Source organism: Spiroplasma mirum ATCC 29335, assembly GCF_000565195.1.
GTDB classification, from domain to species: domain Bacteria; phylum Bacillota_I; class Bacilli_A; order Mycoplasmatales; family Mycoplasmataceae; genus Spiroplasma; species Spiroplasma mirum.
The window spans coordinates 834,236-861,041 of the sequence record NZ_CP006720.1 but is presented as its reverse complement, the minus strand read 5'-3'; the positions used below and the strand labels follow the sequence as shown (position 1 = coordinate 861,041).

The following is a 26,806-nucleotide window of genomic DNA, read 5'->3' as shown; positions in this document are numbered from 1 at the left end:
AATGCATCGGTTTTTTGCAACAAGGTTAGTTTATAATCAATTTTATTTGGAAAATGCTGATTTACATCAAATTAAAAACGTGTTATGGCTAAAAAATAGCACCCAAATTATTTGTATTTATCAACAGCACCATTATTTAGCAACAATTACCTATCTTAATAATCAACAATTAGTAATTACCAAAATTACTGAATTAGCCCAAAATCATGATCCCCAGGTTAAAATTACCTTAGTTGCTGGATTGATTCGGAGCCACAAATGGGATTTAATGTTGCAGAAAGTAACGGAATTAGGGGTTAGTCGAATTGTTCCTTTTGAATTTAAACGTTGTGTTGTACACCTTGCCAACGAAAATAATGATAGTAAAATTAAACGGTGAGAAAAAATTTGTAAAGAAGCAAGTGAGCAGTCTTATCGGAATTCAATCCCCAAAATTACTAATATTAGTAATGATCTCACAACTTTACAATCTTATTTAAGTGATGTAAATATTGTTTGTTATGAAAATGAAAACTTTGTGAATTCTTTGTCAACGGTTTTAAAACAAGAATATCATTCCATTACTGTCATTGTTGGTCCAGAGGGCGGGTTTGAACCTTTTGAAATTAAAGAACTCCAAGCAATGGGTTACCATAGTGTTTCGCTAGGACCACGAATTTTACGCGCAGAAACTGTACCAATCTTTTTATTATCTGCTATTATATATGAGAAAGAACTTTAAAATAGGGGGAAAAATGAAAGTAATTACCATCAAATCATTAGTTAGTATTGCTAATATAGTATTATATTCAGCATTATTGGTTATTTTTTTAATTTTAGGAATGCAAAAGTGAGATGTCAGTGTTAATACGGGTTATAAAATTGCGTATGTGTTAATTGGCTTTGCGATTGCAATTTTTGTCCTATACCATGTGGTGCGAGCGCATGAAATTAAAAAAACAACCTTTCAATTTAATAGAAAACATAATTTATTTATGTATATTTTCTATATTACCCAATATTTTATCTTTGGGTTTACATTATTTTATACAATTTTAGGAAACACCCATGTTTTAACTCCGAACGGAATTTGTATTTTTTGGTATGTATGGTTTCCAATTGTTTTTGTGGCAACCATTGCTGTGTCCGTTTTAGAATCAATTGTACGGGTTGAAGAAAAAATCTTCTTAGTAAAAGAAAAATGAAAAGCTTCTGAAGAATGAGAAAAAGAACAGTTAGAATTAAAAAATAAAAAAAATGCCCCCCTTGTTAAAAATGACTCTTCTTCAGATTCAAAACCAATTAATCCTTTTATGGAAGATGACAAACCAGAATAATAGGTTATAATTATTAATATATGAAGCATTAAAGTGCCACATCTTGAGAAGGAGTTTAAGATATGAAGAAAATATTAGCAATGTTAGGAGCTATTTCAATTGCTACAATTAGTGCGACCTCAGTTGTTGCTTGTGTACCACCACCAGGAGGTGGGGGTGGGGGCTCAAGTCCAATTGCGTCAGGAATTGATTTAAGTAAGCTAACTTATGATAAAGTGACAAAAGATGGAAAACTTAATTTAACTTATAATGGTGTTTATGGTCAAGATGCTGTTCCTAATTTTACGCGAGGATTAGAAACCACAATTCAAGCAATTTATACTAATTATTTTGACTGATCACAAGTTGAAGTTAACATATCAGCTCCTGTGCTTGTTGATAAAATCCTTAATTTATCAGATGCGACAGTTAACTTTAAAGCAAAACCCAATGTTAGTGGTTTTACCGGTCAGGTTGAATGAAAGGATGTCAATTTACAGCCTTATTTAGAAGACTGGTTACCTGCTAGTCGCCAAGTAATTGAAGTTGCTAAAGCTGATAAGGGAAATTTGGCTAAATTAAAAACAGCTGCTAATAAACAACTTTTTGGGCCCAATGCTCCTGATAGTTATTTTGATAAGGCTGGTTTAACCGGTGGGCTTGACCCTAATGATAGTACTAAATATATTGTGAAAATCAGCGGAACATCACCATTCTTTAATGCCAAAAGTATTAATGATAAAATTACTTTTAAGATTAAAACCACCGCTTAATTGTTAATAACTAATTCATAAAAACATTTATTAAAATGTTTTTTTCTTTTTCCGAGTGAAATTTAAAATACTTTTTTGTTATTTTGACAAATATAGCATAAAATAATAGATAAGAGGTGAAATTATGTTAAGATTTGGGATTATTGGTACTGGTAATATTGCAACTGAATTTATTGATGCTGCTCGGCAAATCAAAGATATTGAGCTTAGTTGTCTTTATTCGCGCAGTATGGAAAAAGCCAAGATTTTTTCTTTAAAAAATAATTTGCAAGTGCGAATGACAACTACTTTTGAAGATATGTTAGATCATATCGATGCAATTTATATTGCGTCTCCTAACGGATTACATTACCAACAAGCTAAATACTTTTTACAGCAACAAAAACATGTTTTTTTAGAGAAACCATTGGCATTTAGTGCCCATGAAGCCCGTGATTTAGAACAGGTTGCCCTGGTGAATAATGTTATTTTAATGGAAGCCTTTAAGCCAATTCACTTGCCAGAATATGAAGTTTTAAGTGAAAATGTTAATAAAATTAAGCCATTTATTGCAAGTTTTCATTGAAACAAATATTCAAGTCGTATGAAAGAAGTTTTAATAGATGAATATCATTCAGTTTTTGATGAAAATCTTGGAAAGGGTTCTTTATATGATGCCTTAATATATCCCATGGAGTTAGCAATTGCGTTATTTGGGAAAGTAAAAGAAGTTAAAGCAATGAGTCATAAGTTAAAAAACAATGTTGATATTAATAACGTCGTAGTTATGCGCCATGAAAATGATATTATTACTAATATTGTGTGTTCCAAAGCAGCCACGGGGATTAGCAAAAGTGAAATTTTAAGTTATGATTACACGATTACATTTGATCATTTAACAATGCTAAGTAATTTAGCAATCTATGATCGTTTTCAAGATCAAACAACGCAGTTATTTACCGAAGAAGGAAATAAAAATAAAATAGTCTATGAATTAAAGAAATTTATCAATATAATTAAAGTAAATAATATTAACGAAATGCGACGATTATTAGATTTAACAATTGAAGCAATTAGAGTTTTAGAATTAGTTAATATTAACGAATAACATAAGGAGGAATTGTTATGAAGTTAAATAAATATATTGACCACACTTTGTTAAAACCAGAAGCGACAATGGAGGATATTATTAAACTATGCACTGAAGCAAAAGAATATGATTTTGCCTCAGTTTGTGTTAATCCGACAAATGTTAGTTTAGCAGCTAGCTTATTACAAGATAGTGATGTGAAGGTTTGCACAGTAGTTGGCTTTCCGTTAGGAGCAAATACTACCGCGGTTAAAACGTTTGAAATTAATGATGCTATTAATAACGGGGCGGATGAAATTGATATGGTAATGAACATTGGGGCTTTTAAATTAAAAGACTATGCCCTAGTTTTAAATGATATTAATGCTTGTAAAAAAGCAACTGGAGATCGAATTTTAAAAGTTATTATTGAAATTAGCTTATTATCCAATGAGGAAATTGTCAAAGCTTGTCAATTAGCAATTGAAGCAAAAGCTGATTTTGTTAAAACTTCATCCGGATTTAATAAAAGTGGCGCCACTGTCGAAGCGGTTCGCTTGATGAAAAAAACAGTTGGCGATAACTACCAAGTTAAAGCTGCCGGAGGAGTGCGTACAAAAGAAGACGCTATTAATATGATTAAAGCGGGAGCAAGCAGAATTGGAACTAGTGGTGGGGTAGCAATTGTTAGAGGTGAAAGTCACCAAACTGGATATTAATTTAATGAAAAAGAAAGCCGCTTTGGCTTTTTTTGTATTATAATGATAAAGAAAATAGAGAAAAGGGGAAAAATGTATATTTTAGATAATGGTGAATTAACCTAACCGCCCACCCAAATTAGCAAAGATCCATTTGAATTAGTATCATTAAAAAACATTAAAAAAAGGCAATAAAGAATATGTTTATCAAAAAGATAATGCATGAAAAAATCATGACCAATTTGTTTTCCAATTACCGGTAAATTAATTAATAATCAATATCGTTATAATGGTCAAACTTACTCAATGAATGGTCATGGTTTTTTTCGCAGTATTACTAATTGAGAAGTCGTTGAGTATTCATCAACAATTTTAACAGTACGATATTGAAAGTACTGATGAATTTCAAGATCAATATCCATTTAAATTTATCATATATGTTACTTATGAGTTAGTAGGCAATAAGTTACTTAATAAAGTTAATATTGTTAATAATGGGAGTGAAAAATTACCATACAATTTTGGTTGACATCCAGCCTTTATCTATGATGATCATTTAGGAAAAGTAATTTTTGACTGTCCACAAACTTTGACCCATGTGCCACTGGATAATTTTTTAACTGATAGTTTACCAACGGAAAACATTAATGAAATCTTTTTAGATAAGTATGATTTTTCAAAATCACAATGTTATGAATTATTTGACAAGTCAACTGATCGTATTTTAGTAGTCAATCCGAACTGGGTTATTAAAATCCGTACCACTGGTTATCCAAATGTTATTATTTGAAAATGCAATGATGTGATGATGCAAAATTTATTTATGTGGAACCGTGGGATGGTTACCAGGATGTTGTTAATTACGAAAATACACCACTGGATGAAAAACCATTGATTAATCTCTTGCGTAAAAACGGATAACCAAGATTATTTATTAGAAGTTGAAATTGCAAAATAACGCCGTTTTTCCTAGTTATTTTCAATTTTTAAACAGAAAAATTATTTTTTAAAAAATGTCTTTTTTTCTATATTTTATATACATTTTATAAAAAATAATGTAAAATAACATAAACCTACGAAATATAAGGTTTAAATTAGAAGAGGTGGAAAATTATGTCAAAAAAAGAATTAGCAGAATTACTAGCTGGAGAATTTAATACATCAAAAGCCGATGGTGAAAGAATGGTTAATTTTATTTTTGAAAAAATTTCAAATACTTTAACTAAAGGACAAGAAGTATCAATTGCCGGATTTGGAAAGTTTTCAATTTCTGAAAGAGCAGCTAGAGATGGAAGAAACCCAGCAACTGGACAAACTATCAAAATTCCTGCATCTAAAGCAGCTAAATTTAAAGCAGCTAAACAATTAAAAGATGCATTAAACTAATTTAATTTAAATATAATTACAAACAATGTTAAATAGTTTATTTAACAAAGGTAGTATCAATAAGTGAAGATTCTTACTGGATCATTACAAGTTAATAAATTTATCAGAAGAACAGTTAGTGTTAATCATGTTGATTATGAACTGTTCTTCTTCTGATAAAAGATTTATTACCCCCTTGGAAATAGCTACGCATTCAAATTTTACAGAAGAAAAAGCGAAAACAATGTTAGATCAATTAAAACAACAAGGTTTTATTAATATTAAAATGAAAAAAAGTGGTTTAGAAATGGATTTGTCACCAATTTTTGACAAAATTATTATTATCATTGAAAACAATGAAATGAATGTGGAACGAAAATTCTTATATCAACAAATTAATAATATTTTAGCCAAACCATTAACAGATGACAATAAAAAAACCTTGAATAAATATTTAGACCGCGAAATTTCTGATTTTCAACTAACATTAATTATTAATAATCATCAAAATAATAAAATTACTTTTCATGAATTAGTAAAATACATTGATGCTTATATTAATAATAAGCCAAAATCATTAACTAAATATAACTGATTAACTGATTAAGAATATTAATAAAATCTAACAACGATGGATAAGATATTGATAATTCATAGCCCTTATCTTCAAAATATTGCAGTGGAATCTGTTTGGTAGTGGTAGTGTTCATTACTATTCAATTGTTTAAGGCGTGATATGGCAATAAAAAATAACAGTCATAAGTGCGAAAATAAACAATAATAAAACTTATACCTTTGTGCAGCAAGTTAACAAGTTCTAGTTGTTTAAATTGATGTTGCTTTAAAGAATTTAAATTGAATTTTGTTTAAATAGTTTCTTTTGTTTCAAATTATAAATACGTACCTTGATATAAAACATAATAGTCATATTTTAATTTTTCTTTAAGATGAGCCTTACTAATTTGGTTGCCATTTTTCACAACCAGAATAATCTCAACGGGTCGTTTATAGATAATGGCAAGATTGCGATTGCGATAATCATTAATGTTATAATTAATGAGTTCTTCTAAAAAATGCCCCGGTTATTTGGTAAAATCATGACACCAGTCCTTTCTTCAATTAATATTTAACATTCAAAACAGATGTTTCCTTTAAAAGAGGTGATAAAAAATGAAAAGTATAAAATTAAAAGCCGTTGATATTGTTAATAAGGAGTTTCAAGTTGACTACCAGGGTTATGATCCCCAAGAAGTTGATTTATTTCTAGATATGATCGCCACGGATTATCGAGTTTTTGAAAACATGGCTGAAGAGTATAATAAAGAAATTAAATATTTACGACAACAACTAAATGATTTGCAAGATAAAAATGAAGTTCTCAAAGCAAAATTAGATGTTACAAAAGCTCAAAAAGCAAAATTAGAAGAAGAAGGATTTAGTAAAGCGGATTTAATTAAAAGAATTCATAATTTAGAAGGAAAAATTAATAACGATTAGTTATTAATTTTTATTTTTTTTCTGAGTTTGCTCCAATTTTTCTTTAAAAATTAGTATAATTAAATAAGTAGAAAAAATGTGAGGTAGGTTATAAAAACTGATTAGAAGTTATTGATAATAATGTGTGGTTATTAAACAAGAACTAGGTTATTATCTTCGGGAAGTTAAGTTTTTATTTTATTAAAAAAATTAGAATGTAACTTATCAATTATTGCAAAGTAGGCCACAAATGAAAAAACTTCTTATTAAGAAAAATAATAATTTATTAATTAATTTTAATTGTAAAGATTACTCTAATTCTTCCGCTGCTAATGATGACTACGAAATCAACCAGAATTTAACTGATAATTTTGCCAATTACCAAGATATTATTAAAGTAATTGCTAACATTACTGATTGGTTTTTTCATCATATTATTTTTAAAACTAAAATTCAACACCAGAAATTTTTGAAATTATGACTAATTGGGCAAAAGTATTTAACAACTAACTTGATAAGTAGTTTTCTAACCCATCCTTATTTAGTTAATTTTAAAGAATTAAAATGGTTAAAATATGATGTAATTCAGTATATTTATCATCACAAACTAGTAGAAATTGCTGATGAATATTTAGCAAATAATTTTAAGGTTCCCGCTAAATTTAAACTCGAAACACCATTAATAACAAAGAAATTAAGTTTATATACCACTATTTTGTTGAAATATTAGATTATGAGCAACGCAAAGATAAGTTTATAAAATTATACCGGAGCAGTTTAAAATCAATTGTAGAACAGCAAACAATTAATGCCAACCAACGCCTGACCAATGCTGATTATGAACATTTTAGTTGACCAATAATGATGATCCCAACTCCGGATGTCAATTCTTTCTATAGTAATGATAATAAAACTTATTTTCAAATTATTCGTTTTTTTGTCTAACAAGTGCAAGAGTTAATGTTACTATCAATTCATTTTGAAACGTTTAATAAACTCCACCATGAGTTATTAATGATCCAAAACTATAATAAAAAGCATTAATTATTCTAAAATATTTTCTTTGTACTAAAAAAGGTGGTGCGTTCCTTATATTTAGTAATTATTCTATGATATTATTAAAGTATCAAAATTAATAGTCAAGAGAGTATTTAAAATGCCGACTTAATAAGAATTCTTATTATGTTGGCATTTTTATATAGTAAGGAACCAAAAATTATGGGCACAGAAGAATTTAATGAACAATTAACCCTTAGTGAACTTATTAACTTAAAGATTAAAATAACATATTTTTTATGTAATTATTTTGAAAAGAAAGGACTTTTAGTTGGTGATTACTTTTATGAGGACCAAATTAACACCTTAATTACTCAGCATTTTAAAGAAATCAATCCCCTGCTCGAACAACAGTTCGGGGTGCAATATTTAATTTATCGCAAAATGGAAAATTTACAAAAATAAAAATAGTGATGACATCACTATTTTATAGATTTTGCTGTAATAATGCTAAATTATTATGAGCAACTTGTGTTGTTTGCTCTTCGGCAGCGGTAATCCATTCTAATGGTTTCATACTAATGGGGTTTCAATTATATAATTGGAGATATCCTTTTTTATAATTTTCAGATAATCGTGCGGGGATTGTTTTTTCATCGACCATTTTTTTTGTAAAACCATAGTTATTGTTAGTTGGTAAGAAAATCCCCAGAATTAAAGATTTTGGATCTTGTAAACTAGCATTAATTTCTCAATCCACATTTTTTCGTTTTCAAGTTTCACTCCCAATTAACATAATTGTTACATTTGTGGCTTGTAAAATTTCTTGTTTAACTTTGTTAATAATATCCTAGTCACTAAATAAGCGATCATTAACTTCCTTGGGATAATAACTTTCATTTGTAATATTAATTTTTTCTTAAAATTTTTTGAAAAACTGGTTCTTGTATTCGTCATCTTTACCAAGATGGTATGTTATAAAAACTTTCTTCATTTTTTATCTAACTTATTGTTATATTATATCTTTTCTTTATAAAAAATAAAATCAATGGTGCGAATTCTTAATCTTTGATATAATTATAAAAGAGTTATGGTAGAACTAGTTGCTATTAATTAAAGTTAATAGAGGAAACTCCACGCTCGCACAATCTGCGAAGATTGTAGTGTTTGTGCTAACCGAAACCATAAGGTTAGGCATAGGTGAACCTATGACGGCTGGTAGTTGGCGCTAAGTTAATGCGTTAATATGCGCCATACCTATAAAAGTGCCACAGTGACGATGTTCTAAAGAAATTTAGAAAGTGGAACGGGTAAACCCCACAAGCGAGAAACCTAAATTTTGGTAAGGGAATCTGTTCTTTTTAAAAAGGAAGAAAGAACGGAATTTAAATAGAAATTATTTAAATAGATAAATAACTAGTGATTTATAGCAATATAAATAACAGAACGTGGGTTATGAGATCATAACTTTTTTATTTTGGTTCATATTTTAAATTAATTTCATGAAAAGGGGTTAATTAAAAAATTTTAAAAAAAAATAAAAATAGTTGACTTTTATTTTTTTACTATTTATAATTTTTATAAATAGTAAAAAGGAGTAAAAAATGAAAGAAAAAAATACCACTGTTAATTTAAATGTTAAAAATGATAGTATTTTAACAAGAATTAAAAAATCATTATTTGATAAAGAATTATATAACCAGCGCTCAATTGTTTTTAAAATTACTGCCACGGCTATTTTTTTAGGAATTACAATTGGGTTAAGTTTAATTGAGATTTTTTATGTTCCCATGCCTTGAGGAGCAACTTTTGGAGTACGCTTATTTGATACACTAGTATTAATTTATTCAATCTCAATTGTAGGGTTAGGTTTTAGTTTATTAGAAGGGATTGCCTTACCTTGAATTCATAATTTAATTGATGGTCACCATACCTGAATTGAAATGTTCTTCTTTATGGTTTCAAATATTTTAGTTATTTTCATCACCTGGTTTATCTATTACATTGTCTTTAATGCTTATTACAAATCACGAGTTCCCGAAAATGTTGAAGACCATGATATTCATGAATACCATGTTGTTAAAAAACCCCATGATCACCACCACCGGATTGGAACAATTGGGTTAACAAAAAAAATTACCGCTTTTAGTATTATTGTCCCCATTTGTGCCTTAATTGAAGCTTGGGCAGTATTATTAGTTGCTAAAATTTTATTATCAACTGGTCACCAAAGTTTTGATGTTGATGAAGGCAAAAGTGGGTTAAATGGGATCTTTACTAGTTGACAACATACTTTAACATTTTTAGCCATCTTCTTTGGAATCTTTATGGCAAAATATATTTTAAACACCACATTGTTTATTTTGTTAGAACGTCGCACCAGAAGTTTAATTGACCGTTATGGCATTTATGCTTAATAATAATAAGTTAATAATATTATTAAAATTTAACACCCTGATGGGTGTTTTTTTAAATTCTTAAGAAAGGTAAATCTCACTGTGGTATTTTAGAAATTTTTTGTTGTTTTTTATGAATAAAATAAGCTTTTCAATATTTTTTTTGAAAACCTTGCCCAAAAAATAGTATAATTATTATAAAAATTGAAATGATATGAAAAAACAATACTATCAAAATCAATTTGTTAAAACAATGGTATACTTTTTAAATACTTTTTTATTTTAAAATCATTGTTAAGAAGTAGGTCTTTAAAAACTTGAAATGAACTGTTTAAAGGGGTAAAACAAATGGTGATATTTTCTTGAGTTTTAGCAATTATTATTGCAATTTTATTAGTCGGAAGCTTATGGGTTTTTCCTAATTTTTATCTTAAAACAACAAAAACTTGGTATCTATACTTTGCGATTGTTATTTGATTATTAATTACGGAAGCGACACAATTTTGAAAAATGTTAAGCAACCAGGGATGGCAACATTTTGCCAATTATTTTACTCTATATGCTTGTACAATTTCAGCATGATTAGCTAATATTATGCTTTTGTATCCAAAAAAATTTTTCTTAATTGTTTTTTCCTGTTAGGAGTAATGGAACCAATTTTAACGTTAATTTTTTCAAGTAAACAACCAACTATTTTTGAATAAACTTATTGAATAAACTTATTATGTGTTCTTTTTTGGTCATATCTTAACGTTATTTGGTTTTATGTATATCTATTTATTTAATTTCACAGATTATAAGTTTTCAAAACGTGCATTTCAATTTGCAATTATTACGGGAATTATTGTTTTAGCCTTAGTTGAGTTATTTAATGTCTATTTTGGCACAAATTACATTGTGTGAAATATTACATGAGCACTGGGCTTAAAAGAATTACCACGTCCTTGGTAATTTGTAATTGCTTTCTTTAGTGGTCTTGGCATTATTTTAATTGGTTTAGCAATCCCATATTTTTTCAAACCAATTTACCAATATCAAACTAATACTAAACTACATGAAACATGATGAGAAATTTTGTTCGGAAAAATTAAAACTAAAATAAAACAGTCAAATAATGAAGTCAACGAATCCAACGAGGTCAGTTAAGGTTAATTTTTTCACAAACAAAAATTCACATTGATATTTTTTGCAATACCCTTGTTAATAATTTTTGTTATTAACTTAGGATTATTAATTGCTACTGCATGATATGATGTTGATTATCAATTTGCTGCGGTGCTCACGGGTGGATTAAATAACGAATTTGGAAAATATTGAGCGCTTTTTTATAATTAATTAGGTAATACCGAGTTATTTGTTGTCTTATTGATTTATTTAGCAATTTTTTAGAAACGTTATTTTTAGTTAAAATTAAGCAAAATAAAATAAAATTTAAAAATAATTATTGAATAGTAAATAGTTATTATATTATCGTGATCCTAGGATGGATCATTGGAAACTTTCTTACAATTGCTTTTATTCCGACAACCGATGAATGGTTTAGTCCCGGGGTTGATTATATTTTATTAGTAGATAGTATAAAATATTGATTAGCTGGTTCAATTTTAGCTTTTATTTATCAAACAGTCTTATTAGTATTAGGGGGGTGGGTTATACTATGTTTGTTTTAAACTAGTTAAAACAAAACGGATTTTAACTGAGCAAGCATAAATTAAAGCTGTGAAAGGGATTTCTTTCTTAATTATTACTTATTTAGTGGTAGTCATTTTAAAGGGATCAACCCAACTAACATATTATTATAATGCTATTTTTGGGGATTTAATAAGAGTGCACCCAAATTTACTAAATCATTACCTCCAACAATCTGAATTAAATATGGTTATAATTTAGGGAGTGGTTATATTAATAATATGCCGTGATAATACCAGTACTCCTGGTGAAAACCTGCTAGTTTAATGGATAATCCTCAGATGCCTGTTTTTAATTTCCCATGAGAGTATGCTTTTCCGAATGTCCATATTAATGCAACATTTTGTTCTGGAGCGTTAATTATTTTATTCTTAAAAAATAGTGATAATAAAGAAGTAAACTGAAAAGTTAAAGGGTTATTTGTAATTTGATTAATTCATATTATTTCAATGAATTTTGCTTTAATTGTGGAACGTATGCACTAAATTTCGGATACTGCCTTTACCTTTGTATTTTCAATCTTAATGATTCTTGAGGTTCATTTTACGGTTAATAAAATTTTTAAAAATCATTTAAATAATCAACCAGAATTATTATTGACTTAACTAACTTGTTACGTCAATTTTTAATGACAAAATTTAAGAATGGCAACAGAATTGATAAGGTAACCATAATTCACACACTTAATAAAGTTTTAATTTTTAAAATAAGTTAGGATTATAGTAAAAAAATTGTGGTATTATTATGAAATATTATATTACGGAAAAAAATCGTTAAAGAATATTTAGACAATAACATTAACTAACAAATTAGAACAAAAATTAAAATCCTTTCAACAAGAAATTTAAGAACTAAAATGACAAATTGAAATGCAAAAAGTTGAAACAAAGGTTAAAGAAGCTTTTGCAAAAAATACATATTATAATTGAGTAAGAAAGAAAGGACCTAGTATTCATTAAAATATTGGTATTACTTTTTTTAGTATTGTTAAAGAAGTATTTTATGTGTCCGAAATTAAGGTTTCTATCACTAGCTATGTAATATTTAAAATAATTCATTTAGGCACTTTTTTTGGTAAAATATTTTTAAATTAATTTTATAAAGATATTAATTTTGAAGGGAAACATATATTACTTATGAAAAATGTTAATTTTGATTTTTTATGTCGTTCCTGTCGACAGGAACTGAAGGAAAAGTTAAAAATTGTCAGGAAAAAAAGATCAGAGTTTTTGAAAAATTTAATCTTTTTAAAAATTAAAGATAAGAGTTTAGTAGAATTAAAAGAAGGATATGATATTAAGATTGTGCTATATTTACGTTGTGCCAATCGTCATTTTGGTTTATTTGTTAAAACTACCTTATTTGATAAAAAAGGTGCTTATATAAGGATATTGTTTTAGAAAATGTTATTAATAATGAACCACCAATAGTTTCTAGAAATAATTCTTGCCTAATATTGTCAAATAAAAATCTTAATGAATCCGGAATTGTTCCTGCCTCTTCAAATAGTTTAACATCTCCTAGGTTGAACAAAGTCAATATGAATTTTATTAAGAATATGGATCATAAAATTAATCAGTTAGGGGTAATGCAACTTCATAATTTGAAAAAGATGCGTCGTAATTTTTTAATCGTGTTTTTAGTTATTATAATTGTGTTAGCACCGGCTGGTTTAACTGGTGGCTTAGGGTTTTATTTTACTATTTCAAAAGAATTAGCCACTGCTGTTAATCATCAAAATTTCAATCGAGTTGATTTAACTGTTGATGTTAAAAATTTAGAATTATATGATAATAAAAGTACCACAATTTTACAAGCAGTCAAAGAAAAGAATCCAGATGTTGTAATTAATGATATTTTGCTAAAAAACATTTCTCAAACCCAAGCTGTTATTTTTGAAAAAGCTGATAGCACCCATTATAAATATGATTCAACTTTAACAGTGGAATTTTTAGCAGATAAAATAACTTTAAAAACCCATTTACAAAAACAAATCATAAGTAGTACGATTAATTAATACAACAAATCCAAAAATTGATATTTTGAATGCAATTAAAAGTGATAATCTCCAATTAGTAATTAGTGAGTTATATGTAACGATGTCCGGAACATCTTTACATCAAGACATCCTTAATGTTAATCCAAAAAGAAGTATGGTGTATGTTGCTAATAACCAAGTCACGGTTTATTTAAATGTTCAAAATCAAAAATTACTTACTGATGATTTAACTAACCCAAATTTGGGTGATATTCTGGATAATACTCAAGATACTATTCGCCATGTTTTGCAAGTTAAGAATCCTTATCTAAAAATGTCGGATGTTATTGTTAGTGAGATTACTAGTAGCGAAGCAAATGTTTCAGCTATTGATAAAAGCAATTTTTATATTAGTGATACTACAATAAGAACTTATTATCGAGTTTATAACCCCCATGTGGGAACTATTAAAAATTAGTTAAAACTAATTTTAAGTTCTATATTGCTAGTTTAATTCAATTAAAAAATGTGCAAATTTTAGCATTGGATGTTCACAGTTTATATCAAGTAAACTTTAATGGGACTATTAATCAAAAATTGGCTACTTATAAAGCACCAGTTATTAATATTTTTCAATTATCACCAGATACATTATTAATTCAGATTAATGATGGCAGTATATATGTAACAGATTTAAAAGGAACTATTAAAAAACTATTACTAATGATAGAATTAAAGGGAAAAATTTAGGATCAATAGTAAAATTAAGAGATGGGAGAATTTTAATATCTGGTTTTGATCGAAATATTTTTGAATTAAATCCTGGTGGAAGTATAAAACAACAAATTTGATTATTTCCTGTTGTCAAAAGAGAAGGTCCAAACCATAATTCCGATGGTTTTCTATTACAGTTAAAAAATGTTAATATTTTGGGGGTTATTGCTGTTAGTATTTTTCAGGTGGGATTAGATGGCACTTTTAAGTTAGTCGTTACAAATTTTTACTAATATTCTAGAAAGGTTTAGTGCAGGAGTTCAACTTCAAAGATGGTACTATTTTGGTAGGAACATATGCAGTTAATGCAAAAATATATGAATTAAATCATAAGTAAAAATAAAGATGTTAATTTAACATCTTCTCATTTATTTTCTTTTGCGTTGATAATTATAAACTGAGGTTAACACTCAACTTTGGGGCGTTCATTTTGTTAATTTTTTAACCAATTTATTAATTAACCCGATTATAAGATAGTTTTTCCTTTTAGTTGTTAAAGCTCTTTGCAATGATTTTTTTGCATATTTATCTGTTCGTATTACTTTTACTGTTGAATGGTATTTGGCATCTTGTTGGTTACTACTACGATTTCAAAAATCAGTTTTTAAGGGACCAGGACAAACCGTAATAACTCGGACTGGTGATTTAGTTTTCTTTAACTCGGTATTAATAGCAACTCCTAAACTATAAACATACGCTTTTGAAGCATAGTAACTAGCAAAAACAGGACCGGGAGTAAAGGCAGCTAAACTACCAACATTAATAACTCGTCCAATTTGTTGATCACTAAATCTTTGAACAAATAATTTGGTTAAGATATGTAAAGCATTAATGTTTAAATTAAGCATATTTAATTCTTGGTGTAAATCAGAATCTTTAAAATAACCTCAAACTCCATAACCAGCATTATTAATTAACACGGTAACAAAATATTCAGTAGTTTGTTCAAATAATTGATAACAATTATCAATAATACTTAAATCAAGATTCAATAAGACTATTTTTTGGGTAGGATATTTTTTTCCTAATTCATTAACACTATTAGTATTTCTCGCAACCGCAATAATATGATAACCTTTTTTTAATAATTCTTCACAATAGTAATAACCAAGACCTTTACTAGCACCGGTAACAATTGCTCATTGTTCTTTTGAACTATTATTTTTTTTCATGTTGTGAAGAATCACCTTTCATCGTTGTTAATTTAGGTTTATTAATTATCCCCATATCAAACAATGCTTTACGGTTTAAATACATATAATTAACAGCTGAAGTAATTGATAATAACGTTGCTAAGTACATTGGAATCATAATGATTTGATTAACTCACCCATATTCATTTCATTGTCCAGTTGTTTGTGGTTGGCCATTAAACATACGGTACCCAACAAAGAACAAAATAAAGATTCCTAACATTTCACAAGCAGCTCTGATTTTTCCTAGTCAATTAGCGGCCATCACCACAGTTTTCGTTGCCAAGATTTGACGAACAACATCAATTAAAAAATCTCGTAAAATTAAAATTAAACACATTCACACCGGAATGATATTAGCACAAGCAAAGACAATCACCACTCCATTAGTTAATAGTTTATCAGCAATTGAATCAAAGAATTTCCCAAAGGTAGTTACTTGTCCATATTTTCGGGCAATATAACCATCTAAGGCATCACTTAAACTAGCAATGGCAAACAAAACACCAGCTATTAAATAACTAATTGGTAAGGTATAAGTAACATGCTCTCCCTTGGCAACAATGGTATCAGTTCAACCATAGTATAATAATTCCCCAAACGGATAAATTAATAATAATACTAAAATAATTGGTAATAAGATAATCCGGACTAGGGTAATGCAATTAGCTCAATTCATTTTGACATCCTCATTTCTTTTTCATTTTCTTTCTCTAATTATATTATAATAATTAAAAAGAAAAGTATAATATAAAAAAGTTTTGGGAGGGCGAAGATGTTTAAAGAATTAGTAGAAAGTTTAATTAAACAAAAGTTAACGATTGCAGCTTATGAATCATTAACTGGGGGGTTATTTACTTCGTTATTAACCGATGTTCCCAATGCTAGTTTAACAGTAAAAGGTTCACTAGTAACTTATACTAATGTCGTAAAAGTTAAGATTGGTCATGTTAATGCTAAAATTATTAATCAATACGGGGTTGTTTCTGCCCAAACAGTTTTAGCAATGGCACAAGCATGTCAAAAACTATTTGCTAGTGATATTAGTGTTAGTTTTACCGGTAATGCTGGGCCAGGTATGTTAGATAACTTATCAGTTGGTGTCGTTTATTCTTGTATATGTTATAATAATAAAACTTATCCATTCACGTTTAATTTTAATTCGAATTTAACACGTAGCGAAATTAAATTAGCAGTTTGTCAGGCAGTTTGTACAGAATTGTTAAAAATTATTGGAAAAAATTAAAGGAAAAAAGTAGTGAACTAGGTAAATCTAAAATAGAAGGAGGCATCAAAGATAAATAATGATAAAGTTTTAACCGAACCAACCAAAGCAACCAGCAATGATCCCGATAATATTTTAAAAAATGTTATGAAGGAAATTGAACGTACTTATTGTAAGGGCGCGGTAATGAAGTTAGGGGATAAATCGCATTTAAAAATTGAAGCAGTTTCAATTGGTAGTTTAGTGTTAGACAATGCGATTGGCATTGGTGGTTACCCAAAGGAAAGGGGCGGATTATTAAATTTTTGGTCCTGAATCATCGGGAAAAACAACCTTATCTTTATATGATATGCAATTGCAGAGGTTCAAAAATTAAACGTGAAAGCAGCTTTTATTGATACTGATCAAGCCTTAGATATTTTAGAAACATTACTTAAATTAACGGTGATTGATATTGTGGTTATTGACTCGGTGGCGGCGTTAGTTCCGAAAGTGGAGTTAGAAGGAGAAATGAGTGATGTAACAGTCGATGCCCAAGCTCACTTAATGAGTAAAGCCCTCCGAAAATTAAACGGCGTTATTTCAAAAACTAATTGTATTGTTATTTTTATTAACCAAATTTGTGAAAAAGTTTGGGTGATGTCTGGTAATCCCGAAACAACGGCGGCGGGTGGGCGCGCATTACGATTTTATTCTTCGGTGCGCTTAGAAGTTCGCCGGGCTGAAACTTTAACTAATTCCGGAGTAGCCATTGCCAATAAAGTTAAAATTAAAGTTGTCAAAAATAAAGTGGCACCTCCTTTTAAAGTAGCAAGTATTGATATCAATTATAACGAGGGAATTGATAAGTATACAGAACTAATTGATTTAGCTGTTAATTATAGTCTAACAATTTTTATTATTTTGCTGATGGGAATTATCAAGTTAAAAGATAATCCACTAAAATTAATTCAACCCAATAGTAATTTAAGTTCTGAGAATAAGATAACCCATTTGTTAAAACGAATTCATTTTAAAAAATTTACTAGTAGGTTTAAAGTAATCTTATTAAGTGTTTCGTTAAAAAATATTGGTTTATTATTTATTGTGTTATTACTAGCAACGGTTGGATTAACCGGTGCGATTATTATTCCAACGTCCTTAAAACAAGTAAGTCAGGATTATTATAAAAATCTTAGTTATAATAATGAAACTAATTATAACGGGATTATTGGGAATAAACCGCTAATGCGCTACCAACTATATAATTGAGCAGGTCCTGATAGTGCTGAGAGTGAGGATGCAGCTTACCCGATTCGGAATAATAATGTTTTTTCTAATTACATTAAAAAGTATTTATATGATAAAGATGGTAATACGCTAGATGAAAATGGTAATATTGTTCTGATTGGGAATGCTAAAAAGTATCGATTAGATATTTGAAACTTACCACAAGCGGCCATTAAATATTATGAAGATGATTTACGAAATGCGGTTTTATATAATTTTGCCACTGCTCGGGGAGCGGCTTTATCATTAGGAATTTTTAAAGCATTATCCAACCATTATTTAGATGATGATTTAAACTACACGATTTCAACTTTACTATGTACAGTTGTCCCGACTGCTTTTGGCAAAGAACCAATCCCCTTTGATAATACTAGACCATATGAAAGTTGGCTTTATTGTTTTTCAGTTGCCACAGAGAGTATTTTATCCCCTGACATTAAACAAATTTGAAATGGGAATGAACAACGTTAACGTGAATTTGCGTTTACTTTTGGAACTCAGGCTTATCATGCATCCCAAGATGACTTATTTACAAGATATCGTTCAGATTTTGATAACTTTAGTGTTGATACTTATGGAATTAGTGCAGGTAATAATAAAATTTTAATAAAAAATAATTTACAAACAGTACTATTTAACAATGATACTAAGCAGTTAACTTCCCCAATTTCGGTGGCAATCAACAACGTTGCCCAGAAAAGATATGGTTGGCATCCAAATGATTACATTACATCAACAGTTGAAGTTCCGACTTTACAGTTTTATAATGCGAGTGGTAATTTCCAAGATACAAGTAATTTAATTGATTTACAAAAAGAAAATCTTGATTTATCAAAACTAACTATTAATAATGATAGTAATTCTTTCCCAGTTAAATTTGGTTATCAAGAAGATAATAAAATTAAAGAGTATTATCAATTAGCGAATGTTGAGTTATTAATTCCCACTTCTGATGTTGATGCTAGTGACTGGGATATGAATTTAACTAGTGATATAACCGGCGTTAGTTTACCAAAATTATTTGAAACTAATCCTACGAATCCTCAATAAAAAGTGGTGGATAAAGTAAAATATGATGATGGGACAGGAATACAAGAGTATTATGTGATTAAACTATATAATACTGATTATGATTATATTATTAATGATCCCTTATCATCATTTCAAATTTTTCCTAATAATTGATGCCATGTGGCAATGAGCAGTAATATTTTACATACTACAAATTCATTCTTAAAAGTTAATAATGTTCGCAAGGAAGTCCAATGCCAGGTGGTTGGGGTTCAAGAATCATATGATCGTTCCCGCATCTTTTTAGGTCAAACCTATGCTAACAAAATTATGGGTTATAATTTAACAAGTGATGAACAAACTAATACTAAAGCATGGTTTAATGATATTTTAGATAAATTTAATAAATTTCCATTTAAAATTAATCCTGCATTTAACTCTACTTTTGATTTTGAAGGAAAAACAAGTATCAACGTTAAAACAACTACAACTTCAAGATTTATTTATAATCTTTCCTTAGATTAAATTGTCAAGAGACAAGGAAAAAAATAATTTCTGGAATTAATCTTGATCTTTCTAGCAATGGAATAAATGTTTTTGATATATTGAAAAAAATAGATTCTAAATTAGAATATGAGGAACTCAATAATCTTCAAAGACGATATAAAAAATTTTTAAATAATAAAGTTATAGGTTCAATTAAATTTGAACCGAATTACAATATAAATTATTTTGCAAATGATGTTATTAATAGTATAAATATCAAAAATAGTACAAGAATTTTAGAATTAAAAATGAAGGTCTTTTTTTCTGAAACTGACATTATTGAAATAAAGGATTTTATATAATTTAGTTTTCCATTATTTATAAAAATAATAAGAAATATAAATATATAATAAAAATTTTGGCATTTATACCATTGTTGTAGATAAATAAAATATTTAAAAAAGATGACTTATATTATTTTTTGCTATGTTTTTTGATTTGTTGTTTAGGTAACTGTGTAAATTCTTTGATTAGTCTATTGTAGAATTTGATTCAAATATTACTAAATTATTTTTCATTAATTTTCTAATTTGTTGGCTCATCTTAAAACATTTTTATAAGTAATTCAATTTATATCTTAATTTACATTATGCTTAAACGATTTTTACTTGCTACAAAAATAAAAATTATATAATATCAAAGTGAAAAACTAGTTCTAGATTTATAAAAAATTATATATTTTATTGGGAAAATTGAATTTCTACAGAATTAATAATTATATCTTTTCTGTTTTTCAATAAAATGATATTTAAAATGTTTTAAAACATTTAAAACATTTTTGCTAAATTTCCATGATGAAATTTAAAAAAGTACTTATAGCAAGCGAGAATTTTCATTTTTTAAAATCTTGAATTGAAAAATTATTTATCATTTTAAATTTCCTTTCTATCCTATTCTAAAAAAGCAATAAAATTTTTGTTTTTTAACTACAACAATGTAAATAAATTAATTACCCTCCTAAAGCAAATAATAAAATTTATATAAAAAGGTAAATTATAGATTTTAGAAAATACTTAAGTCAATATTTATTTTTTTAGTTTTAAATTAAAAAAATATTTTTATTCATAATGAAATTATTTTTTAATTTTTAATTACTATATAGTAAAATTATTATATGTAAATAAAAAAATATTTAATAAGTATTTTTAAAAAATAATTATGCATGAAAGGCAAACTTTATGATTAAATTTATAAAAAAATCCATTCTTAGAATTATTTTTAGGATATATTAGAAAATGTGCAAAAAATATAATAATTTATTCTCCATATATTAAAAAGCAGATTGCTTCTGAAATATTAAATAATAAACAAAAAAAATGTTCAATTAAAAATAATTACATCATGAAATTTGCCAAATTTTATTAATAAAAGTTTGGATTTAGAGGCTATAGAATTACTTATTAAAAATAATATTAATATTTTAGCCTTGGAAAATTTGTACGCTAAAATTTATATATTTAATGAATCTTCTGCTCTTATTACTTCATCAATTCTTACTTTTAATAGCTTTAACAAAAATTTTGAATATGGAACTTTTATATGAGATGATAATAAAAAAATAAAAGAAATATTAAAAAATTTAGATTCCAATGAGAAAAAAATTAATAAATTTAGATTATGAAAATATTCATAATATGAAAAAATACATTGATTTAAAAAATAATTTAGTAATTAATGATAATCAAGGTGACAATATTTTATTAGTTGATAATAAAGAATATATTTTAAAACAATTTCGAGGTTTAAATAAGGAGGTATTAAAAATAATATTTGAAATAAAAAGAGATATTTTTTCATTACAAGAAATTTATAAATATAAAAAAATATTTAAAGAAATATTTCCCAATTCACATACTATCCAAGAATCAATTAGAAAAACTCTTCAAATATTAAGAGACAAAGGAATTTTAAATTTTGTAGATAATAATGGTCAATACAAATTATTAATTAAATAGTATTATTTATAGGTAAGTTAATTAGAAAGTGAAAAAAACAATGGCAAATATTAAATTAATTACACTAGATATGGAAGGGACAGCTTGTGTATTTCAAAAAGGAGTTGCTGAAGGTAATATCCAACCAATTATTAGTGACCAAGAAAAAGGAGTTAAAGTAATTTTTGCAACTGGTCGACCAGTTATTATCTCGTTACCAAAAGCATATAAAGTTAAAATGGATCAATATAATGAATATTTTATTGGTTTTAATGAGGGTTGTATTTATGATATTGCTAACCAAAAAATTGAACATACCCAAACTATTAATAATGAACATTTATTTACAACTATTATTTAAATTAGTTGTCAAAGAAGTGAGATCACATGGCATTGAAGTTGCAATTGCTGTGATGCATTGGGAACTGCGGAAATTAATGTTCCGGAAATTAGTAAATATGTTGCTTTAGAATGAGTTGCTAAGAAATTTGGAATTGATAATAGTGAAATTATGGCAATGGGTGTGATGCCTAACAACCCTTAAAAGATGTTGCGAAAGATATTACTGATATTGCAGAAAATGCCGGAGTAGCAAAAATAATTAATAAATATGTTCTAAATTCATAAAATACATTATATAATGGTGAAGTAGTAATTATATAAATAAAGGAGAAAAAATATTGAAAGTTAAACAACTAATTTTATTAGCTATTCTGGATGGGTGAGGAATTGCTAAGGAAAGTAAAGGTAACGCTGTCACCCAAGCTCATATGACTAATGTTGAAGCATGAAAACAAAAATATTCATGGGTTGAAGCCCATGCTTCGGGAGAATGAGTTGGTTTACCAAAAGGACAAATGGGTAACTCGGAAGTTGGTCATATTCACTTAGGAGCTGGAAGAATTAAATATGAATCATTAACTCTAATTAATAAAGCAATTGAAAACGGAACATTTAATCAAAATGCAGAAATCTTAGCTGCGATTAATTATGCAAAAAAAAATAACGGAGCGTTCCATATTATGGGATTATTCTCAGATGGAGGAGTTCACTCGCATATTAACCATATGTTTGCTACTTATCGTTTAGCGGCCAAAGAAGGTTTAACAGAAATCTACTTCCACTTGTTTGGCGATGGTCGTGATACTAAACCAGAATGTATTAAACTTTACCTTGACCATTTTTTTGCCATTCAAAAAGAATTAAAAGTGGGTGAAATTGCCACAATTGGGGGCAGATACTATGGAATGGATCGCGATAAAAAATATGACCGTGTCCAAGTTGCCTATGATGTTTTGGTATCTCACCAAGGTGCCGAGTTTTCTGACCCTTACCAATTTATTAACCAGGAATACCAAGCAGGTCGAAGTGATGAATTTTTAACTCCAGCTTATAATGTAAATACTCCAAATGGTTATATCAAAGCAGGCGATGGAGTGTTATTTGCAAACTTCCGTCCTGACCGTGCGATTGCAATTGCCTCTGCGTTAACAAACCCAAATTTCCCTGTTGACCATGCAACCGAATTCTTTAATCCTAAATTAGCCGATATTTATTTTGTTTCAATGATGGAATATTCCGCAACGGTTGCTTCACCGCATATTGCGTTTCGACCAATTGAAGTTGTTAATGGACTTGGAGAATGATTAAGTAAAAAAGGTTATCGTCAATTAAGAATTGCCGAAACCGAAAAAATTGCCCATGTGACATTCTTCTTTGACGGCGGAAAAGACTATTTTAAAAATGGTTTAGCAACCCAAGAAGAAATTACTTTACCAGGAGCAAGTGCAGATTTAATTCCATCTCCAAAAGTAACCACTTATGACTTAAAACCAGAAATGTCTGCTTATGAAATTACTGATAAATTAATTTCTAAAATAAACCGCAATGAATTTGATGTTATTATCTTAAACTTTGCCAACCCTGATATGGTTGGTCACACTGGTGTGTTACCATCTGCGATTAAAGCCGTGCAGGCAGTTGATGAATGTTTAGGTAAAATCTATGCAGCAATGCAAAAAGTTAATGGGATTATGATTATTACCGCTGATCATGGGAATGCCGAAATTATGATTGATGAAACTAACGGACCAAATAAAAAACATACTTCGCAACCTGTTCCAATCATTATTACTAAAGAAGGGTTAAAATTACGTCAAAAAGATGCGGCGATTGCTGATATTGCCCCAACTATTTTAGATTTAATTGGAGAAGAAATTCCACAAGAAATGACCCAAACTTCATTAATTGAAAAATAACAAAAAAACTAACTATTAATAGTTAGTTTTTTTCATTATCCGAATGTATTAAATCCCGTCTTAATAAGATTGTAATATTAGCTTTGGCATTCTTATCATCTTCACTATTTTAATATTGTTTGCTGTATGTATCTCAATTAGTAACAATTTGTTTAAAGTCCGTAGCTCAGTGTTTAGTTTCCTCTGCGTTTAAGATTTTATTAATTGCATTGCGCACAGAGAAAAACCGTAAACTTTTACTAGATATTAAGGCAGCAATGGCTAGTAATTTTTTAACTTCTTGTTCAAACATTTTATTTAATGTAACTTTCTGGAGTTTGGCGATGGCATCACTAATAGTATAATTAGATATTTCAAAATTATCACTACAACCAAATAATTATAGTTAGAAGCATATCCTAAGTTAGTAGCAACTGCTTTGAAACTAGGTGGTAAACTAGTAAACCGCGTGTCATTAAAGTAGTAATATCTTTTAATATCAGTTGTAGTAATAAAACAATTAATATATAAATCCACGGGGTCGACAATTAATTCTAACTTGTTATTCAGAAACGCTGGGACTTTAATTATCATAATAATCATCTTTGTGGTGATGGCCGCCGTTTTTGTTTTTAAAATTTCATCATTATCATTAATATTATTATTTTCTAAATTAATAATATTTTTCTGGGCTAATAAAGTTTTAATTGCTTGGTTAATTGAGCTAAGATAATTGGAGGTTAAATAAATTTTAACTTTCAAAATTTTTTTCATCGTTAATTCTTATTTTTAAATCTTTTTTTATTGTTTTTAATTATTATAATTTTAACCCAAAAACAAAAATAAGTTAATAAAAATTAGCAATAAATTTTAAACAATAAAATGATTTTTAAAATAAAAACTAACTTTTAAAAAATAATAGTTATATTATATAATTATTAGGACATTTAGAAAAGTAAGGAGGAGCATATGGATACTATTAATACTAATAACAATAATGATTGGACAAATTCTAAACAAAGCTGAGATGAAAAAATCCAGTTAAAAAAAACAATGCTTGATCGCGTTAATCCGTTTGATTTTAAACTAGTTAATTTAAATAATACTGGTTATATTTTTGTTGGAACCGCGATTTTAGCACCATTTTTTATTAGTATTTTAATTACCTATTTATTTGCCAAAAATCCTAACGCCGTGTTAGTAATGAACATTGTTAACTGAATAGTAGTTGGGGTGGGCTGTTATTTTGTATTATCCCGAATACAAGATAAATTATTACGAACAGGAGCGATTGCCTTTTATTACTTTTATTTTATTCCTAATATTATTACTTTAATTGCTGGGGTTATTCTGGGAATTTTAAAAGTGCAAACCGATACGACTGCTAATTTAGTAGTATCGTGAATTGCGGATGTAATTTGTATTATGATTTTAGCCAAAACTTCACCTTATATTTTTATCAAAATTAAATTAACATTTAAACAAAACTATAAATTATTAATTCCAACCGTTATTATTGCCTTAATCATAACTTTTGGTTTTAATTATATCTTTGGTTTAGCCCAAGCACAAATTACACCCGGAACTTCTGTTAACCAAGCTAATTTAGTGGCTGGATTAAATAAATGGTGAAATGTTGTTATTTTAGCTGTTTATACCATTTTTACTGCCCCAATCATTGAAGAATTAGCTTGTCGGCATGGAATCTTTAGTTTGACAGGTGATAAATGGGTCAGTTATTTTGCATCAATTATTTATTTTGCTGGAATGCATGTTTTCCAAACTGGGGACTGGGAACATTTTGTTGGCTACTTAGGAGCTTCAATTGCGTTAGCATCATTATTTATTATTGCCCGGGGTAATGTAACTTATACTATTATGACCCATGCGTTATTAAACACGGTTACTTTTATCCTAATTTTAACGGTTCCTTTAATTGCTGGTCAATAATGAATAATAATATTATTAAATTAACTGTTAATAAAAATGATGCCAACCAAACAATCTTTAATTTTATTAAAAAAATGTTTAAAACAACTAGTTTGTCAGTTCTTTATAAATTATTTCGGAATAAAAAAATTAAAGTTAATAATAAGGTAGTTAAAGATCGCAGTTATCACTTGCAAGAAAATGATGTTATTTTAATTTTTGATAAAGCATTAGTCGTGACTAACCGGGGAAGTTCACAGCCATGTCAACCACAGTCAGGGATATTACCAATTGTTTATGAAGATGATAATATTTTAATTGTGGATAAACCCCATGGGGTTGAAATGCATTCTAATCTCCACGAAAGTTTAGATGGGATGGTGCGCAATTATTTAATTACTACTAATCAGTATCAGCTAGATCAGGAACAATCATTTGTAATTTCTCATCTTCACCGGTTAGATAAGTTTACCCGCGGATTAGTAATTTATGTGAAAAATAAAATAACCCTTGATTTACTATTAGCAAAGATAAATAATAAAAATGTGGTCCACAAAACTTATTTAGCAAAATGTGAAGATGATTATCAAGTCGATAATTTAGTTGTGGAGGGTTATTTAACTAAGAACGAAGACTTAAAAAAGATGGTTTTTACTCCCCACCTGGTAAATAATACTAGCAAAGATTGTGCCACCCAGTTTAAAACTCTTAAAATAATTAATAACACCACGTGGTTAAGAGTCACTTTACTAACCGGGCGAAAACACCAAATTAGAGCAACTTTAAGTTATCTCCATCATCCTGTTGTTAATGATGTTAAATATGGGGCAAAAAAAATTACCCCTGATTATATGATTTATTTATATGCTTACCAGTTAGCCTTTGCTAATTTAACTGGCCATCTTGCATATTTAAACGAAAAGGTTTTTAAAATCCAGGAAAATATTATAAAATAAAACATAAGAAAGGTCGGT

Annotated in this window: 36 protein-coding genes, 1 other RNA gene and 1 pseudogene; 32 read left to right on the top strand and 6 right to left on the bottom strand. The window is 28.0% G+C overall.

Features of this window, described 5'->3' with window-relative positions:
• The first annotated feature begins 1 nt into the window (after position 1).
• From P344_RS04340 to P344_RS04305, 9 genes are all read left to right on the top strand, one after another.
• A complete protein-coding gene (locus tag P344_RS04340) occupies positions 2–721 on the top strand; it encodes an RsmE family RNA methyltransferase (RefSeq protein WP_025317662.1) in 720 nt (239 codons plus the stop codon).
• 13 nt (positions 722–734) lie between these two features.
• Positions 735–1,316 carry a hypothetical protein gene (locus P344_RS04335; protein WP_025317661.1) on the top strand — a complete coding sequence of 194 codons (582 nt, stop codon included), beginning with the start codon at positions 735–737 and terminating at the stop codon, positions 1,314–1,316.
• A 62-nt stretch (positions 1,317–1,378) separates the two neighbouring features.
• Positions 1,379–2,068, top strand: coding sequence for a lipoprotein (locus P344_RS04330; protein WP_025317660.1), 690 nt, complete (start codon positions 1,379–1,381; stop codon positions 2,066–2,068).
• A gap of 124 nt (positions 2,069–2,192) precedes the next feature.
• The gene (locus P344_RS04325) at positions 2,193–3,155 is read left to right on the top strand and encodes a Gfo/Idh/MocA family protein (RefSeq protein WP_038677618.1); all 963 of its coding nucleotides are present in this window, start codon (positions 2,193–2,195) and stop codon (positions 3,153–3,155) included.
• A gap of 17 nt (positions 3,156–3,172) precedes the next feature.
• A complete protein-coding gene (gene deoC / locus P344_RS04320) occupies positions 3,173–3,835 on the top strand; it encodes a deoxyribose-phosphate aldolase (RefSeq protein WP_025317659.1) in 663 nt (220 codons plus the stop codon).
• Positions 3,836–4,036: 201 nt separating this feature from the next.
• Positions 4,037–4,240, top strand: a complete 204-nt coding sequence (locus P344_RS07585) for a hypothetical protein (RefSeq protein WP_236681365.1) — start codon at positions 4,037–4,039, stop codon at positions 4,238–4,240.
• Between the two features lie 172 nt (positions 4,241–4,412).
• Positions 4,413–4,772 carry a hypothetical protein gene (locus P344_RS07580; RefSeq protein WP_236681364.1) on the top strand — a complete coding sequence of 120 codons (360 nt, stop codon included), beginning with the start codon at positions 4,413–4,415 and terminating at the stop codon, positions 4,770–4,772.
• Between the two features lie 155 nt (positions 4,773–4,927).
• Positions 4,928–5,200: an HU family DNA-binding protein gene (locus tag P344_RS04310; RefSeq protein WP_025317657.1), complete on the top strand. Its 273-nt coding sequence runs from the start codon at positions 4,928–4,930 to the stop codon at positions 5,198–5,200.
• A gap of 25 nt (positions 5,201–5,225) precedes the next feature.
• Complete coding sequence (locus tag P344_RS04305; protein WP_025317656.1) at positions 5,226–5,786, top strand: DnaD family protein; 561 nt, start codon at positions 5,226–5,228, stop codon at positions 5,784–5,786.
• Here P344_RS04305 and P344_RS06385 read toward each other — a convergent pair.
• Positions 5,761–6,225: pseudogene (locus P344_RS06385) on the bottom strand (Holliday junction resolvase RecU). The gene P344_RS04305 and the pseudogene P344_RS06385 sit on opposite strands and share 26 nt — an antisense overlap.
• Positions 6,226–6,349: 124 nt before the next feature.
• On the opposite strand from P344_RS06385, the gene P344_RS04300 reads away from it, so the two are divergent.
• The 3 genes from P344_RS04300 (at position 6,350) to P344_RS04290 (ending at position 8,116) form a co-directional block, all read left to right on the top strand.
• Positions 6,350–6,676 carry a DivIVA domain-containing protein gene (locus tag P344_RS04300; protein ID WP_025317655.1) on the top strand — a complete coding sequence of 109 codons (327 nt, stop codon included), beginning with the start codon at positions 6,350–6,352 and terminating at the stop codon, positions 6,674–6,676.
• Positions 6,677–6,905: 229 nt separating this feature from the next.
• On the top strand, positions 6,906–7,385 hold the full coding sequence (locus P344_RS04295; RefSeq protein WP_025317654.1) for a hypothetical protein: 480 nt from the start codon (positions 6,906–6,908) through the stop codon (positions 7,383–7,385).
• A gap of 488 nt (positions 7,386–7,873) precedes the next feature.
• Positions 7,874–8,116: a hypothetical protein gene (locus P344_RS04290; RefSeq protein WP_025331897.1), complete on the top strand. Its 243-nt coding sequence runs from the start codon at positions 7,874–7,876 to the stop codon at positions 8,114–8,116.
• 22 nt (positions 8,117–8,138) lie between these two features.
• Here P344_RS04290 and P344_RS04285 read toward each other — a convergent pair whose 3' ends face one another.
• Positions 8,139–8,447, bottom strand: a complete 309-nt coding sequence (locus P344_RS04285; RefSeq protein WP_025317652.1) for a TIR domain-containing protein — start codon at positions 8,445–8,447, stop codon at positions 8,139–8,141.
• Between the two features lie 295 nt (positions 8,448–8,742).
• On the opposite strand from P344_RS04285, the gene rnpB reads away from it, so the two are divergent.
• The 10 genes from rnpB (at position 8,743) to P344_RS04250 (ending at position 14,464) form a co-directional block, all read left to right on the top strand.
• Positions 8,743–9,112: RNase P RNA component class B (rnpB, locus tag P344_RS06380), an RNA gene on the top strand.
• A 143-nt stretch (positions 9,113–9,255) separates the two neighbouring features.
• Positions 9,256–10,068 (top strand): hypothetical protein, encoded by an 813-nt coding sequence (locus tag P344_RS04280; RefSeq protein ID WP_025317651.1) that lies wholly within the window; start codon positions 9,256–9,258, stop codon positions 10,066–10,068.
• 327 nt (positions 10,069–10,395) lie between these two features.
• Positions 10,396–10,689 (top strand): hypothetical protein, encoded by a 294-nt coding sequence (locus tag P344_RS07575; RefSeq protein ID WP_236681363.1) that lies wholly within the window; start codon positions 10,396–10,398, stop codon positions 10,687–10,689.
• An 84-nt stretch (positions 10,690–10,773) separates the two neighbouring features.
• A complete protein-coding gene (locus P344_RS07570) occupies positions 10,774–10,998 on the top strand; it encodes a hypothetical protein (RefSeq protein ID WP_456293385.1) in 225 nt (74 codons plus the stop codon).
• Positions 10,999–11,519: 521 nt separating this feature from the next.
• Complete coding sequence (locus tag P344_RS07565; RefSeq protein ID WP_025317650.1) at positions 11,520–11,717, top strand: hypothetical protein; 198 nt, start codon at positions 11,520–11,522, stop codon at positions 11,715–11,717.
• 300 nt (positions 11,718–12,017) lie between these two features.
• Positions 12,018–12,221 carry a hypothetical protein gene (locus tag P344_RS07560; RefSeq protein ID WP_025317649.1) on the top strand — a complete coding sequence of 68 codons (204 nt, stop codon included), beginning with the start codon at positions 12,018–12,020 and terminating at the stop codon, positions 12,219–12,221.
• A 744-nt stretch (positions 12,222–12,965) separates the two neighbouring features.
• On the top strand, positions 12,966–13,136 hold the full coding sequence (locus tag P344_RS06815; protein WP_156028574.1) for a hypothetical protein: 171 nt from the start codon (positions 12,966–12,968) through the stop codon (positions 13,134–13,136).
• 140 nt (positions 13,137–13,276) lie between these two features.
• On the top strand, positions 13,277–13,753 hold the full coding sequence (locus tag P344_RS04260) for a hypothetical protein (RefSeq protein WP_025317647.1): 477 nt from the start codon (positions 13,277–13,279) through the stop codon (positions 13,751–13,753).
• Positions 13,754–13,778: 25 nt separating this feature from the next.
• Complete coding sequence (locus P344_RS04255) at positions 13,779–14,192, top strand: hypothetical protein (RefSeq protein ID WP_025317646.1); 414 nt, start codon at positions 13,779–13,781, stop codon at positions 14,190–14,192.
• 65 nt (positions 14,193–14,257) lie between these two features.
• Positions 14,258–14,464, top strand: coding sequence for a hypothetical protein (locus P344_RS04250; protein ID WP_025317645.1), 207 nt, complete (start codon positions 14,258–14,260; stop codon positions 14,462–14,464).
• 392 nt (positions 14,465–14,856) lie between these two features.
• Here P344_RS04250 and P344_RS04245 read toward each other — a convergent pair whose 3' ends face one another.
• Both P344_RS04245 and pgsA read right to left on the bottom strand, forming a co-directional pair.
• The gene (locus tag P344_RS04245) at positions 14,857–15,660 is read right to left on the bottom strand and encodes an SDR family NAD(P)-dependent oxidoreductase (protein ID WP_025317644.1); all 804 of its coding nucleotides are present in this window, start codon (positions 15,658–15,660) and stop codon (positions 14,857–14,859) included.
• On the bottom strand, positions 15,647–16,360 hold the full coding sequence (gene pgsA / locus P344_RS04240; protein ID WP_025317643.1) for a CDP-diacylglycerol--glycerol-3-phosphate 3-phosphatidyltransferase: 714 nt from the start codon (positions 16,358–16,360) through the stop codon (positions 15,647–15,649). Before pgsA ends, P344_RS04245 begins: the two co-directional genes overlap by 14 nt.
• Before the next feature lie 96 nt (positions 16,361–16,456).
• On the opposite strand from pgsA, the gene P344_RS04235 reads away from it, so the two are divergent.
• The 8 genes from P344_RS04235 to gpmI all read left to right on the top strand — a co-directional run bounded on the left by P344_RS04235 (position 16,457) and on the right by gpmI (position 23,924).
• Complete coding sequence (locus P344_RS04235; RefSeq protein WP_025317642.1) at positions 16,457–16,927, top strand: CinA family protein; 471 nt, start codon at positions 16,457–16,459, stop codon at positions 16,925–16,927.
• A gap of 51 nt (positions 16,928–16,978) precedes the next feature.
• The gene (locus tag P344_RS07555) at positions 16,979–18,646 is read left to right on the top strand and encodes a recombinase RecA family protein (RefSeq protein WP_330216937.1); all 1,668 of its coding nucleotides are present in this window, start codon (positions 16,979–16,981) and stop codon (positions 18,644–18,646) included.
• Positions 18,647–18,847: 201 nt separating this feature from the next.
• Positions 18,848–19,225: a hypothetical protein gene (locus tag P344_RS04225; protein ID WP_025317641.1), complete on the top strand. Its 378-nt coding sequence runs from the start codon at positions 18,848–18,850 to the stop codon at positions 19,223–19,225.
• A 3-nt stretch (positions 19,226–19,228) separates the two neighbouring features.
• Positions 19,229–19,711: a hypothetical protein gene (locus P344_RS04220; RefSeq protein WP_156028572.1), complete on the top strand. Its 483-nt coding sequence runs from the start codon at positions 19,229–19,231 to the stop codon at positions 19,709–19,711.
• A gap of 1,610 nt (positions 19,712–21,321) precedes the next feature.
• Positions 21,322–21,687: a hypothetical protein gene (locus P344_RS06150; protein WP_025317637.1), complete on the top strand. Its 366-nt coding sequence runs from the start codon at positions 21,322–21,324 to the stop codon at positions 21,685–21,687.
• Between the two features lie 40 nt (positions 21,688–21,727).
• Complete coding sequence (locus P344_RS07550) at positions 21,728–22,027, top strand: HAD family hydrolase (RefSeq protein WP_025317636.1); 300 nt, start codon at positions 21,728–21,730, stop codon at positions 22,025–22,027.
• A 57-nt stretch (positions 22,028–22,084) separates the two neighbouring features.
• A complete protein-coding gene (locus P344_RS07545; protein WP_236681359.1) occupies positions 22,085–22,210 on the top strand; it encodes an HAD hydrolase family protein in 126 nt (41 codons plus the stop codon).
• A 136-nt stretch (positions 22,211–22,346) separates the two neighbouring features.
• A complete protein-coding gene (gene gpmI, locus P344_RS04195; protein WP_025317635.1) occupies positions 22,347–23,924 on the top strand; it encodes a 2,3-bisphosphoglycerate-independent phosphoglycerate mutase in 1,578 nt (525 codons plus the stop codon).
• 109 nt (positions 23,925–24,033) lie between these two features.
• Here the strand turns inward: gpmI and P344_RS04190 are convergent, their stop codons facing one another.
• Positions 24,034–24,216 (bottom strand): ribosome-inactivating family protein, encoded by a 183-nt coding sequence (locus P344_RS04190; protein ID WP_025317634.1) that lies wholly within the window; start codon positions 24,214–24,216, stop codon positions 24,034–24,036.
• Between the two features lie 5 nt (positions 24,217–24,221).
• A complete protein-coding gene (locus tag P344_RS04185) occupies positions 24,222–24,677 on the bottom strand; it encodes a hypothetical protein (RefSeq protein ID WP_025317633.1) in 456 nt (151 codons plus the stop codon).
• Positions 24,678–24,872: 195 nt separating this feature from the next.
• Here P344_RS04185 and P344_RS04180 point away from each other — a divergent pair, with 195 nt between their 5' ends.
• Complete coding sequence (locus tag P344_RS04180; protein ID WP_025317632.1) at positions 24,873–25,853, top strand: type II CAAX endopeptidase family protein; 981 nt, start codon at positions 24,873–24,875, stop codon at positions 25,851–25,853.
• The gene (locus P344_RS04175) at positions 25,853–26,788 is read left to right on the top strand and encodes an RluA family pseudouridine synthase (protein ID WP_038677615.1); all 936 of its coding nucleotides are present in this window, start codon (positions 25,853–25,855) and stop codon (positions 26,786–26,788) included. The genes P344_RS04180 and P344_RS04175 overlap by 1 nt, the downstream gene beginning before the upstream one ends.
• The last annotated feature ends 18 nt before the right edge of the window (positions 26,789–26,806 follow it).